The 14,026-nt window shown below is 42.3% G+C and carries 8 protein-coding genes and 1 tRNA gene; 3 read left to right on the forward strand and 6 right to left on the reverse strand.

Annotated elements, in window-relative coordinates; genetic code table 11:
* Positions 1-82: 82 nt before the first annotated feature.
* The 6 genes from AC1DU2_RS05520 to AC1DU2_RS05545 form a co-directional block, all read right to left on the reverse strand.
* Entirely contained in the window at positions 83-904 is an 822-nt protein-coding gene (locus tag AC1DU2_RS05520) for a universal stress protein (RefSeq protein WP_477383221.1), read from the reverse strand.
* 10 nt (positions 905-914) lie between these two features.
* Positions 915-2,339 (reverse strand): inorganic phosphate transporter, encoded by a 1,425-nt coding sequence (locus AC1DU2_RS05525; RefSeq protein WP_477383223.1) that lies wholly within the window; start codon positions 2,337-2,339, stop codon positions 915-917.
* 141 nt (positions 2,340-2,480) lie between these two features.
* Positions 2,481-5,273, reverse strand: coding sequence for a S8 family serine peptidase (locus tag AC1DU2_RS05530; RefSeq protein ID WP_477383224.1), 2,793 nt, complete (start codon positions 5,271-5,273; stop codon positions 2,481-2,483).
* Positions 5,274-5,360: 87 nt separating this feature from the next.
* Positions 5,361-6,185 (reverse strand): M57 family metalloprotease, encoded by an 825-nt coding sequence (locus AC1DU2_RS05535; protein WP_477360272.1) that lies wholly within the window; start codon positions 6,183-6,185, stop codon positions 5,361-5,363.
* A gap of 454 nt (positions 6,186-6,639) precedes the next feature.
* Positions 6,640-8,256, reverse strand: a complete 1,617-nt coding sequence (locus AC1DU2_RS05540) for a PAS domain-containing protein (protein WP_477383225.1) — start codon at positions 8,254-8,256, stop codon at positions 6,640-6,642.
* Positions 8,204-8,800 (reverse strand): TlpA family protein disulfide reductase, encoded by a 597-nt coding sequence (locus AC1DU2_RS05545; protein ID WP_477383227.1) that lies wholly within the window; start codon positions 8,798-8,800, stop codon positions 8,204-8,206. The genes AC1DU2_RS05540 and AC1DU2_RS05545 overlap by 53 nt, the downstream gene beginning before the upstream one ends.
* A gap of 230 nt (positions 8,801-9,030) precedes the next feature.
* On the opposite strand from AC1DU2_RS05545, the gene AC1DU2_RS05550 reads away from it, so the two are divergent.
* The 3 genes from AC1DU2_RS05550 to AC1DU2_RS05560 all read left to right on the forward strand — a co-directional run bounded on the left by AC1DU2_RS05550 (position 9,031) and on the right by AC1DU2_RS05560 (position 14,017).
* Positions 9,031-9,648 (forward strand): C40 family peptidase, encoded by a 618-nt coding sequence (locus AC1DU2_RS05550; protein WP_477383228.1) that lies wholly within the window; start codon positions 9,031-9,033, stop codon positions 9,646-9,648.
* 155 nt (positions 9,649-9,803) lie between these two features.
* Positions 9,804-9,876 (forward strand) — tRNA-Met (locus AC1DU2_RS05555).
* A 979-nt stretch (positions 9,877-10,855) separates the two neighbouring features.
* Positions 10,856-14,017: a SusC/RagA family TonB-linked outer membrane protein gene (locus tag AC1DU2_RS05560; RefSeq protein WP_477383229.1), complete on the forward strand. Its 3,162-nt coding sequence runs from the start codon at positions 10,856-10,858 to the stop codon at positions 14,015-14,017.
* Positions 14,018-14,026: the final 9 nt, after the last annotated feature.

Below are 14,026 nucleotides of genomic sequence, written 5' to 3' on the forward strand. Positions count from 1 at the left end.
AAAGACCAAACATACCAAACAAATATAAATTGAGGGTGAACAAAAGTTTAAACGCAGGGTACCTCCGGTTTATGCCATCGGGCTATTCGTGCAGTACCAGGATAGCTTTAACTGATTTATTCATTACCTGGTTTACCGTACTTCGGGTAAATAGCCGGTAAACAATGTTATGATGATGTTTAACCAGGCATAGAATGTCTGTTTCGTGCGTTTGTACAAAATCAACAATGCCGTTTATGGCGCTGCTGTTGTTAATATAGTTAAAATCAAGTTCGGCATTTTTTATTAAGCCGCTTAATTTTGCCTCTCCTGTCTTGATATGTTTATCGTCGGGTTTATCTGCTACATACAATACCTGCATTTTAGCGGATTCAAATGCCTGCACCATCTCGTTCAACGCGTTTACATCTTCGGCAGACAGGCGGGTTTCAAAGTCTGTGGCTAGCGTAATCACCGGCACCCTGGAAAACTTACTTTCCAACGGAATAATTAAGGTAGGCGTTTTCACCCGGCTTACCATCATACTTGCGTTACTGCCCACGATACCGGCAATACCTGTTGCACCGGTTATACCCATCACCAAAAGCTCCACCGGGTTTTTATCAACATAACGTGTTATTACGTTTTTCAAAAAACCAACATCGCAAAGTGTGCTAACCTTTACCGAAGCATACACTTCCTGCCGGGTAAATTCGGCCGCCCACTCCTTTAAAGCCTCCCTTTTGTTGTTGTAATAATCTTCAATAAAAATAGCGTTGTAAGTGCTGTTGTTAATGCCTTCGGTAGGGTGTATGGCATGTATAACGCAAACATCCCTGTTTAATACAACGGCCAGCTCCATAGCGTAAGCCATTGCGTTGGCAGCGCTTTTTGAAAAATCGGAAGCAACAAGAATCTGTTTCATTTTCGGCCTTTTAAATAAACAAATGGAAAAACATGAATAATAAAGATGCTAAAATTATTGCTACCGGTAAAGTAAGCACCCAGGCCATCGCAATATTTTTTATTGTTTTATTATTAAGATTGCCTTTACCCCCCGAAGCAACCATAGCCCCGGCAATGCCGCTTGAAAGCACATGTGTAGTACTCACCGGCAAACCAAACGCAGTACTAAGGCCAATGGTTGATGCGGCAACAATTTCGGAAGTAGCACCCTGTGCATAGCTTAAATGTTCGTTGCCAATTTTTTCGCCAATGGTAACTACAATCCTTTTCCAGCCAATCATGGTGCCCAGCCCCAACGATATGGAAATTATAGCGATTACCCACACCGGCGCAAAATCTGTAACATGTTCCAGCTCGTCAGAGGCTGCTGTAAGCATGGTCCGGTCATTTGCGGGTAACTGCATCTTATTGTCTTTAAGCACCGCCCTGATTGCTTTTACGGTTCCTTCTACCTGTTTACGGTAATTATAGGTTTTGGCAACATCGGTTTCGTTTTTTTCGGCCAGCGAGGCTTTTGCCTGGGCAATTATAGCTGCCAGTTTGATAAAATCCTCGTTAGGGGCATTGTTTGCAGCGGTATTTTTAGTTATCACGAGGCTGGCCTGGTTAAATGCCGCCAAAACTTTATCATTACTTATATGATGATTAACAGCAAACCGGGCTGGTAAAAAGGCTATCAGGATAAGCATAAATAAGCCAACGCCCTTTTGCCCGTCGTTACTGCCGTGAAAAAAGCTAACCAGGGTACAGGTAGTAATAAGTAAAAGCCTGATCAAAATTGGCGGCCTGTCATTTTCGCCGGTTGGGATATGAAACAGGGTATGTGATTTGGTTACATGCTTTAAAAACAACATAAGCAGGGTCGCAGCGCCAAAACCAATTATGGGCGATAAAATAAGCGACATGCCTATCTCTTCGGCTTTACCCCAGTTTACGCCCGGGCCATGGTAGTACCAGGTAAAGGCCAAACCCGCGCCAATCATGGCCCCAATCATAGTATGCGAACTGGAACAGGGAATGCCCAGATACCAGGTGCCCAGGTTCCAGATGATGGAAGCAAGCAACACCGATAATACCAGGCAAGCGCCTACGCTCACGGGCAAAGTCATCAAAGCATCAAGCGGCACCAGTTTTAAAATACCCATGGCTACCGTTACACCGCCCAGAAACACGCCTAAAAAATTCCATAAGCCCGACCACGGGATAGCGTAAACCGGCTTTAGGGCCCTGGTGTATATTACTGTTGCTACGGCGTTAGCTGTATCATGAAAGCCATTCACAAACTCGAACCCGATAACAGCCAGGATGCAGACGATAAAGACAACCAGTAAATAACCGCTTAAATTAACCTGGCCAATAAAAGGAAGTGTGGCTGCAAGTATTGAAATATGCATATCAAATTATGTTTGTACCCCGGCAGGCTTATTTAGCTTTTTAACCCGCTCTCAAATAACAGCTTCAAACATTGCTTTAATACCAATTCATGGTTAATTATTTGTTATTTAATTGTTTATGCTTTTATCGATCCCGATTAGCTACAGCTTTATCAGCTTACCATTATACACCACATGTCCGGCTAATGATATTACGTACATATAAATACCCGGATTAAGGTTTACCGGCACGGTATTTTGCAGGTTATTAAGCGTTTGGGTTATGCTGAGTTTGCCGCCGGCATCGTATAATTTAAAATCGTAATTATTGATGTCGCCGCTTAAAATGGTAAATTGTTTGTCGACCGGATTTGGGTAAACGGCGAATTGCTTGTTTTGCAGCACAACGGCTTTTACGGTATCGGTATAAATAACCTGGTTATCGATGGTGGTTAGTTTGGCCCGGTAGTATTGTACTGGTTTGGGCGCGGCATCTGTAAACTGGTAACTGAGTTGGCTTGCTACAACAGGCGATGTGCCAATTGACGTAAAGGAAGCCGGGCCGGTCATTTTTTCCCAGGTAATAGATTTTAGGTTTACGGTGCTGCCCAGGTAAAGATCTAACAAAACTTTATTGCCTGTTACATTTGCCAGTAATGTTTTCACATAACAGCCAACACCTTGCGTGGTAACATCAATGGTATAGCTTTTTAAGCCTTCAAAACCATTACCTGTAGCACCTACGGCAAAATATCTGGAGGTTTGCTGCCCTGCGGGGATGATAACCGATGTATCTGTTAGCGCACTTAGTTTTTGCAGAATATCATCTTTTATGGTGTAAACCACATAGCCTGTACTGCCTTGCTGCGGCGGCCAATGCAACAACGTACCCTGTGCACAGTTATAACCAACGCCTAACGTTATAGGGGCCGAGATACTAAATTCGGCACTTAAAAACGAGTTGTTGCCAATATCCATTTTCAGCATGGCTGTACTGAATACATCCGGGGCCTGCCAGTTATAATAATTGCTTTTTAGTGTTATGTTACTAACGGCTTTCCAGGTAACTCCGTGATCGTAGCTGATACTTAGCTTGCCTGTTGCAGTATCAAAGGAGCTTTGCCAGCGCAGGTAATTATCGTCGGCAGCAAAAAGCTGACTTGCGGCAACGGGGTAAATCCATTCGAACTTATTTGCCTGGATTGCCTGGTAAGCCATATAAAACTTTTGTGGCCCCAACGGTACTTTGCGGCCTTTTACGTGTATGGTGTAAGTGCCGGCTGCAGGGTTTGCAATAACAACCTGTTCGGTATTATTTATAGTATCTATCTGCATTTGCGCTGGTTTATGCAGCGAATCGAGCGAGGGGTAACTACTTAATGTCCATGGCAAAATAATTTTCCCATCGGGGCTGTTAACTGATAAGTCAAGGTCATTAACCAGGGCAGTGGGTGCGTTTAACGCGGCTGCAGGGTCTGTCCAGGCAATGGATACCTTTAGTTGTTTTGTGCCCGCTGGCACAGCTACTGAAAAATCGCTTTGGCCTCCATTACCAACTGTCCCGCTGTTAAACCTGTTTTCCTGTAGGGTACGCACGGCTTCAAGGCCATTTAGTTTGCCATAGCCGGTTTTAAAATCAACATATGTATTGCCTATATCATCAGCCGAGTTGATTAGTATCGCTTTAACTAAAGCAGCAGGGGGTAAACCTCCGTGCTTTATTTTATAGGCCTGCTGCAACAGGGCTACAGTTCCTGACGCGAGTGCGGCGGCGCCGGATGTTCCGTCTTCACCATCGGCCACCAGCTCGGGTTTTATCCGGCCATCGTAGGCCGGCCCGGCAGAGCTTAAATCTTCGGGAATGTTTGTTCGGCCGGTACCGCCAATTACCAGCACATTTTTGGCCTGCTTAAAATCGCCCGATAAATTGGCTACACCTGTTAAACCATTATAAACGCCCGTAGCAGGCGCATTGAGCCCAACATTGCCCGATGAAAACACATGCACTATGCTGTCATTTGCCCATACCTGCTCATCATAGGCCACAGACTCGGCACCGTAATAGTTTTCAATGCCGGTTCCATAGGAGTGATTTTGCAGGCCGATATCAAAAGCTTTAAAAACAGCAATGCTGTCAGGAAACAGGTTGATAAAATCGGCAGAAGTAAAACGCACCATGGGTGCAGCGCCAAGCCCTTTTATAAATGAATTGCCATTGCCGCCAATAAGCGTGGCCATGGTGGTAGCATGCCCGGATGTAATAGCTGCGGCAGGGAAAGATTCAAAAGTACGACCGAGCAGATCAAGATCATTGTCGTATTTATCTTCTTTAACACTTACATTGATGCCCTGCCCGTTAATGCCGGGATAAATGCTTTGTATTGTACTGATGGTATTTGCGCCCAGGTCGATATCGCTGATTGCCAGTTCGGCGTGCGCCTTGCGGGTATTATCTGCAAAAATAACATAAGGCTGCTGTAATAATTCGTTTAGCTTATTAATGGGGATACTGGTTGTTACCCTATTGCCATATGTGCTGGTTAGCCTGCCATACTTTTCCACCTCTTTGATGGCCGTTACATTGTTCAGGGTAATATCAACAGCAATTTTACTGCTGCTTTTGGGATGCTTTTGGGTAGTTAGGGCAAGGTTATCTGATGCCTTCCACAGGGAATTTGCAGGGCCTACTACTGCCATATTGGCAGTTTGCGGCATGAGCTTATTTGATGCTACAACATAATAGCTGTATGACAGCCTTTTTACAATCCGGACGTTTGCGATTGCCGGCAGTGGATGTTTATTGAACTTGACTACGTAATAACTTACAGAATCGGCGGTGGATGTTTTATCTGCTGCCGAATAAAGGTCTTTAATTATTTTGTCGCCTGCGGTTTGCTGCGACCAGGAATACTTAAAACAAAGCAAAAAAACAAAAGGCAATAATTTTTTAACCATGCTTTAAGTTTAATAAAAATAAGGGAGAGCACAGCCCTCCCTTATAATAATGGTAAATAATATAATACCCGATAGCTTTACAAATGTTTAGTATAAATAATTTAAGGCTATTACATCATTCGGGTTAAAGGTGCGATCGGTACCTGATGAACAAGCCAGCATCCATGAGCCAGCATCGGCCTTTGTTGGTGTACCGGGGATGTTAATTGCACCTATACCAGCACTTCCTTCGTTAGATTTGCGACCACCACAGCTAAATGCGCGGTTCATGTAATCGGTATGGCGGAAACCTATGCAATGACCTATTTCGTGCTGTAAAACCGAAGTTAAGTAATTTACATCGGGATTGGTGCCGTATGCCTGGGCATTGGTATTCATTTGAATTTGGTTATAAGGATCGCCGGCTGATGTTGGGAACCCGGAAGAGCCCAGGGTAATGTACCCACCGCTTGGCCCCTCGTTAAAACCTATTACCTGGATATTGCCTCCGCTGCTTACAATCTGGAATTTAATGGTGAGGTTTAACGCGTTGTAGCGGGCAACAGCGGCGCTTGTAGCTGTTGCATAAACAGTTGGCAGGTTTGATACCGAAACGGTAATCGTTCTGGGCAGGCTTTTAACCAGGTTGGTGGTTCGGTACTGCTCATTCTCGGCAATCCTTAAATTAGGGCTTGTACTTGCTTCTGATAAATTAGCCGCTGTTAAAAGGATGTCGCCTTCTACCAGGTAATTATCACCCTGCTTTCTGACTTCATCTGTACTGAAACCCAGGTCACTTATTTTCTTTAATACATCTGCCGAAACTGCCGTTGTTTGCTTTGCCGGCTGGCTGTTATTTTTAGTACAAGAAAATAGAACAGACGCAGCAACAGCGGCGCCAAGGCCAATTGTTAGTAATACTTTGTTTTTCATGTGTGTTTTTCGTGTTAAGTTATGTTCGTAAGGTTTTCCTAAAAACTATAATTGGCTGGCCAGCATTGAAAAAATATAACTTATCGGGTAATTATATTATTCGGTTAATTGTATTCAATTACAATTTTAATTTTTAGTTAAGCGTAAATTAATTTATATTTTTCTAAAAAACAAAAAATGACAATTAATTTTTTTCTGAATTAAACATATAACCCCTTGGTTATTTGTGGATTTGCTATTACTTATTCATTAACAAACGCACAAAGCGGAAGCAGATACAGCGCACAGCAATACCCTAACGAACGCCGGTCTGCAAAAAGAAGTCTTGATAGCGTACCATGTCCAAGAATGGATATAAGCTAAAAGAGGCCGATTATGGCCTCTTTTTTAATATGATCTCTCACTTGTTTTTTTGGGAATTTGGCCAATCGTGAAAAAATTATTGGCCTTCCGTTTAACTACTTATTTTTTGGGTTATATTTTTAATCACGTCGTCCAATTCATTTGCCGACAAATCTAAATATTCCAGTATCGTTTCCCTTTCAGGGTCATCCGGGGCAAGATTTTTAATAATCGGAATTAGCCCCATTATCCTCACCAGCGGCGCCCTGATAATGTGCGATTGGATCCATGATATTTCTTTGAGTTTTTTGTTTTGCTTTTCAATTTCAATGATATGTTTCAGCTGGTCGGTAATATCATGGGCTATAATTAGTTTGGCTTTTTTACCTTTATAATCCATGCAATTACTCTGAATATCAACCTGGATAAGTTCGCCGTCCTTCTTTTTATGTACAAATGTTCCCCTTTTAGTCAGCCCATCCGTATTCCCGGGCTCTTTTATGAGCTTCTCCACTTTTGCAATATCCTCCTGTGGCCTGATGTCCCTTATCGTCATCGATAAAAATTCATCGCGGCTGTAGCCATATTTTTTTATGGCAGCGACATTTACGTCCAAAAAACGCAAGGTCTCAATATCCACCACCCATTTAGGCAAGGGACTTAAATCAAATAAATCACTGTATCTTTTTTCTGATTCAAGTAATAGCAGGTTTGCTATTTTACGTTCGGTAATGTCTTTAAAAAATACAGATAGGCCATCCTCAGTGGGGTATGCACTAATGTCGTACCATTTTTCTAACGGGGTAAAATAGTCTTCAAAGTGCACATATTGTTTAAGCGCCATTGCCTCATGGTACTTGTTATAGGACTCGGAATTTACCGAACCTGCAAATACATCCCATAAATTTTTTCCTAAAATGGTATTCCTCGGCGTTTTCAGCACCTTCTCTGCCGTATTGTTCCAGTAGGTAACAGTCCAATCATTGTTTACAGCAAAAAAAGCATCACCTATGCTTTCCAAAATCCTGTTTCTCTCTTCAGATAATTGTCTTCGCTCAAGTGTAAACTGTACCTCCTTTTGCATTTCGGTCATTTTTATACTCTGGCCAACCTGTAATTCGTTGTACTTTTTGAGCTGAAACGCCCATAGGGCGCAAATAAAAGAGATAATTGCTGTCAGAAATATGTGTATACCAAATGTGCGAAGATCAAAATAACTGAGTTGGGTAAAATACATTTCTGGCAGGCCGGCATCCTGAAGATAACTAAATAGCCCGTGGTGAATAACAACCACCACAATTATAGGAATTTGAAGTTTCCAGTTTTGATAGGTGATCATTGCGGCGCAACCAATGAAAGCAAAAAAATGCATTTCAAACATCCCGTGCATCTGGTAAATAAACTGCGCCATAAATAAACCCAATATTGCACTTAAAACATATTGGTAAAGGGTTGAACCCGGCAACAGTATTTTTGTAGAATAGTACGCAGCAAGGCAAATACTCCCTACTCCGATAGCAATGAGCCAGGTATCGTAAAAGCTTGCTAAAAAAAGCCCAACCAGCAAATAAGCGGCCAAAAAATAATTCATTATTTTATCCGACCGTTCTTTTACCCCAAAAAGGAGTGCATCAGGCTGATCGGTTAATGAAAGTTGGTTATGCATACTTAAATAATCATTTATTACAGTCAGGAAGCCGGCAGCCGTACGCCCGTAGCGCAAGTTCATTAAAAGCCAGCTTAGGTTGCATACCTAATATTCCTTTTATAGCCATTGCCGCATAGCTTGTTTTTTCATTAGTACAATACCTGCTGCGGTTATAGTTGCCCCGATAATATAATTCATGCCTCGAATTTAGCAGCACCGCCTGCGGAGTTGAATATACGCCACAAGCCTTAGCGATAGACTGATCAAATATCACCGGAATACTGAGGCCCAATTTATCCTGAATTTGCCTGGCCGTATAATAGTCATTGTTTAATACTACCACTACAAACTTTACCTGGTTGCCATATTGATTTACCAGCGATTTAAAAGTAGTTAAGTTAAACCGTGAACAGGCGCAATCGGGGTTAAAAAAGTGCAGGAAAACGGGCTGCTTATTTTCCTTTTTTAATTGCCCTCCAAAGCTAACAAACTGGCCCTGGTAAACCGGCATATAGTTTTTGGGTACCGGGGTTGGCAACTGATAAACAAATTCATTGTACCAGAATAAAGCTGCGGCCGCGCCAAATAAAAAAATCAACCAAATAGCCACCACCAGCTTTTTCATCCTGTTTTTTACGTAAGGGGCGTTTAAAAGTTACTTATTTATAATAAGATATAGTTAGCCGCCGATATAATCAGCAGAGAATGGATACGCCACATCCAGCCGGCAATTCAAATATTTGGTAAAACAGGTAACTGTACTTTATTTAGCCGATCAAAGACTCCCCAGTTTCCCTAACTTTCAAAAAAATTACAAAAAAAAGATAAAAACAGTTTTTTTTCCTATCATTACGGATGCGATTTTATCTGGGAACCCTTACCCTCTTATTTTTCCTTATTTCGGCCAATGGCTCTGCGCATGCAACACGCCGCGCGGTTCGCAAAAATCATAAAACAACCAAATCTGCAAAAAGGCATAAACATTTTACCGTATATACCAGGCCTGTAATTGACACAGCCATTTCAACAGGATGCGCCAGCCCCGAAGAATTGATAACTTTTGCAAAATCGCTGCAAGGCATCCGGTACAGGTTTGGATCAACCAATCCCGAAAAAGGTTTTGACTGTTCGGGATTTGTTAACTATGTATTTAATCATTTTGGCATTGCTATCCCCAGGAGTTCGGTTGACTTTACCGATGTACAGGGCGGAGTTGATTTAAGGGATGCCAAATTTGGCGACCTGATATTATTTACCGGTACCAAAAAACATACCCGCAGGGCCGGCCATATCGGCATTATTGTATCTATGCCCGGCGAACCAATTCAGTTTATCCATTCCACATCTGGCGAGGCAAATGGTGTAACCCTGACAACCATGAATGATTATTACATGGGGCGCTATATGCGTACAATCCGTGTGTTTTCTTATAATAACCAGGCCTATACTTACCCTGAAACTGCTTCGCGTTAAACTTGAGCTATTGCCGCAGGTAAACATCTACTAAGACTTTTCCCGGAACAATTAACAACCTTAAAACGAACGGGATACAAATATCCGGGAATATTATCGCTGAAACTCGCACTTAATGTTAAAAGTTATCATACCTTTGCAGCCCATCAAAACAGTGCGGGATGGAGCAGTTGGTAGCTCGTCGGGCTCATAACCCGAAGGTCGTAGGTTCGAGTCCTGCTCCCGCTACATTTAAGTCGAAAGCCTCAAGTCAAAAGATTTGAGGCTTTTTGTTTGGGTTAACCGGGGACTATCGTGTATAAAATGTGTGCATGTAGGTTACATCTACTCCCAACAAAAAGGCCACCCTACTTTGTCAAACGGCTTTGTAGCCAATGAGAATCAAACGCCATAGACCCGATATTATTTAAAGATATTTTTTGCCTGTTTGTACTTCAAAAAAAATCGCCAGCGATAATAAACCCGCCTGTAAATCGATGGCAAACGTTTCCGCAACATCTTAAAAAAACATGCTTATCACAAAGATTTTGTTGCCGCTATCAACCAATTTTTCAGTCAAAAAAATTAAGGTTATTCCAAAGCTAATCACGTTTTAACTTTTGCAACAACGGTAGTTGAGGGTGAATTTGGTATAAGTTGACAAATGTTGTGTTTTTATGTTAAAAAATTGGGTACTTGAACCTGCTTCAAAAGTAATTTTACTCCTGCACAGCTGCTACAATTCTAATTAAATAGCTGCTGAATTATAAACCAATAAAGCCGATCGGCAAGTTCTGTTAATGTTTCGATTTAAGGTATAATCTTGATCGGCCTGTTTATTACAGTTAGTTGTATTCAGGAAATGTACAAACAGGCCCGGCTTCACAATCGATTGCAAACCTTTTATGAGGGATATTTATGAGGGAATAAATTAAAAATTTTGTTTTGCCGGTTGCAGATTGTGACCCGCATTAAACTACACCGGTATCCATGTTATCTATCTTATAACTAAAAAATCCAATCCTGATACAGCTACCGGTTAAGCCACTAATTTAAGTAAACCGATCTTTTATTAAACCAATGGAGTGTAGTTAAACCATATGACTTATAACTGTGGGTAAGTGTAATCCATCCATAAGTTAACCATATGTAATAGCCGAACATGTTTGATAAAAGCGCTAAATCTTACCAATTTCTAAACCAATGTTTTCAATTAACAAACCAAAATATGAAAAAAAAATATTTACTAAGTACTTTCATGAGAATGACGGTTGTAATAGTATTTATAAGCATTACTATTATAAGTTCCGCGTTTGCGGCTAATGGCCCGGCCAATCTGCCGTATACGGATGTGATAAAAGCCAACGTGAACAAGGTTATAACCGGTAAGGTAACCGATGAAACCGGGTTAGCATTACCAGGGGTAACCGTTACCCAAAAAGGCACCACCAATGCCGTTGGAACCGATGTCAATGGTACATTCCGCATTGAAGTACCCAACGACCAGGCGGTACTTGTTTTTACTTTTGTAGGCTATGCCCCGAAAGAAATTACCGTTTCCGACAAATCGGTAATTAACGTATCGTTAAGGAGTGATTCCAGATCATTAAATGAGGTTGTTGTTGTTGGTTATGGCACGCAAAAGCGTGCTAACGTAACAGGTGCTGTTTCGTCCGTAAGTGGCAAAACAATATCAGCTTTACCCGTTGGCGGTGTCGATCAGGCTTTACAAGGCCGGGTGGCAGGTTTAACGGTTACCAATAATGGCTCGCCGGGTTCGGCGCCTATAGTACAGATACGCGGTGTAAGTTCTGTGGGTTATGGGTCTGATCCTTTGTATATTATTGATGGTTTTCCGGGTTCAATCGGCAGTCTCGATCCAAGAGATATACAATCAGTTGATGTACTTAAAGACGCCAGCGCCGCGGCGATTTACGGTTCACGGGCCACTAACGGCGTTATCATCATTACAACCAAAAAGGGTTCAAGTGGTAAAGTTGTGTTAAGCTTCGATTCGTATGTCGGTTCTCAGGAAGTTACTAAAAAGTACGACCTTCTGAATACAAACCAATATCTGCAATACGAAAGAGCTTTGAACGGTGCAGCCGGCATTGGCATACCGCCGCGTTTACAACCGGCAAATTTTAATCAGCCTATTTACGCGGGCTCTTCGCAAACCTTCGCCCAAACCAATACAGACTGGCAGAGCGCTTACTTCAGAAAAGGACCTGTACAACAGCACTCTGTTTCGTTAAGCGGAGGGAATGAGAATTCGCGCATATTTACATCTGCCAGTTACTTTAATCAGGATGGTATTACCGTAGGAACAAGTTTCAGCCGTAAAAGCTACCGAATGAATTCTGATCATAATTTGAACAAGTTTATAACAATAGGCGAAACGTTCAATGTTTCGGAAACCCGCCAGCGGTTTGGGATTCCCCCAGGCAACAGAACGCCTATTACCAATGTAATAAGGATGCAGCCATACATACCTGTTTACAATCCGAATAATCAAGGCGGTTTCTTTGGCCCTCAAAGCAGTTTTGACGGTGCCGACCCGGTAAACCCGGTGGAACAGGCGTTAATTAACGAAAACCGGAATTTTGGTGTTGGAATACGCGGTAACGCTTATTTAACGGTTAAGTTTACGCCATGGCTTAAATTCAATTCAACCTATGGTATTGATTACGGAACCAACAGGCAGGAGCAGTATACCCCAATATATAATGATGGTGGCACCTCAAGCAATCCTCTTGCATCTATAACCGAAAATACCGGATCGGGTACCACTACGTTGTATACACAACAATTAACCTTCGACCATACTTTTGCCAGCAAACACCACGTTTCGGCCCTGGCAGTTTACGAAGTGCAAACCAACCGCGGCGATAGTCAAAACTCTTTTGGTAACCAAAACAACAACACTATTCGCACGCTTAACAACGCCACAAACACCACCACCAATTACACTTATGGCACAAACGTGCTTCATTCATTAGTAGGCAGGGTTGGGTATGATTTTGAAGGGAAGTATTTAATTTCCGGTTCAATACGCCGCGATGGCTTATCGGTTTGGGCCCCTGGTCACAAATATGAAAATTTCCCTGCTGCTTCAGTAGGCTGGAAAGTTGATCAGGAAAGCTTCATGAAGGATGTAAAATCGGTAAGTGAACTGAAGATACGCGGCGGTTATGGTGTTACCGGGATAAACGGAACCGTTTTGGGAAATTATCCTTACGTTTCCAATGTATCTGCAGGCGGCACAACATATCCGTTTGGCAACCTGGCAACTGGTGCCAACTCAGGTAACGGTTCTTACTACAGTGCATTAAGTAATTATTTTCTTCATTGGGAAATAACCAAATCAACAAACATCGGTTTCGACCTGGGCTTATTTCAAAATGCGTTTACCCTATCGGCCGAGGTTTATAAAAGAAAAACTGAAAACTTAATCTTAACAGTACCGGTACCACCAAGCGAAGGTGTTGGCGCCCCGCTGGCAAATGTTGGCTCGATGGAAAACAAAGGGGTGGAAATAACTTTAGGTTATCATAAAACATCCAACGACTTCAAATATGATATCACAGGCGTATTTGGATTAAGCAGAAATAAGGTTACCTCGTTAACAGGGGCAGCAAATGGTACTATAACTGCAGGCGGTGATGCTGATTTTGGTGGCGGCGGTCCGCTCACCAATACTTCTGTTGGCCAATCTATCCAGTATTTTTACGGCTATGTGGTTGAGGGCATATTCCAAAATGCAGCTGATGTAAGCGGTCACGCAACTCAAACAGGTGCAGCACCGGGCGACCTGAAATTTAAGGACATTAATAATGATCATGTAATTGATGCCAATGACAGGGTTAACCTGGGCAGTTACCTCCCTAAATTTACCTATTCATTAAATTACTCGGCCAGTTACAAGAATTTTGACCTTGCCTTATTTTTCCAGGGCGTGTATGGCAATAAAATATTCAACGCCGAGAAAATCATCTCACAAGGTATGTCCCGGTTATTTAACTCAGACGTTGCGGTGCTAAACGCCTGGACAACCACCAATACCAATACTAATATTCCGAGGGCAATTTCAGGAGACCCGAACTCGAATGTAAGGCCATCATCCCGCTGGGTTGAAAGCGGCTCATACCTTCGTTTAAAAAACCTACAGTTAGGTTACAATTTGCCAACGCCGTGGCTTAAATCGGCCAGCAGCAATTTGGTAAGCAAAGTGAGGATCTATTTATCATCAACAAACCTGTTCACTATTACAAAGTACACCGGGCTTGATCCTGAGGTGGGTTCCAAGAACGGAACGCTTACAAATGGTATCGACTATGGCCAATATCCTTCGCCAAGGGTGTTCCAGGTAGGTTTACAGGCAACATTTTAACAATCATTA

It is taken from the genome of Mucilaginibacter sp. P4_C11 (genome assembly GCF_056402115.1).

Coding starts and splice junctions, on each gene's coding strand:
- AC1DU2_RS05550 (WP_477383228.1), top strand. CDS start 9,031: ATGCGATTTTATCTGGGAACCCTTACCCTCTTATTTTTCCTTATTTCG.
- AC1DU2_RS05525 (WP_477383223.1), bottom strand. CDS start 2,339: ATGCATATTTCAATACTTGCAGCCACACTTCCTTTTATTGGCCAGGTT.
- AC1DU2_RS05520 (WP_477383221.1), bottom strand. CDS start 904: ATGAAACAGATTCTTGTTGCTTCCGATTTTTCAAAAAGCGCTGCCAAC.
- AC1DU2_RS05545 (WP_477383227.1), bottom strand. CDS start 8,800: ATGAAAAAGCTGGTGGTGGCTATTTGGTTGATTTTTTTATTTGGCGCG.
- AC1DU2_RS05530 (WP_477383224.1), bottom strand. CDS start 5,273: ATGGTTAAAAAATTATTGCCTTTTGTTTTTTTGCTTTGTTTTAAGTAT.
- AC1DU2_RS05540 (WP_477383225.1), bottom strand. CDS start 8,256: ATGAACTTGCGCTACGGGCGTACGGCTGCCGGCTTCCTGACTGTAATA.
- AC1DU2_RS05535 (WP_477360272.1), bottom strand. CDS start 6,185: ATGAAAAACAAAGTATTACTAACAATTGGCCTTGGCGCCGCTGTTGCT.
- AC1DU2_RS05560 (WP_477383229.1), top strand. CDS start 10,856: ATGAAAAAAAAATATTTACTAAGTACTTTCATGAGAATGACGGTTGTA.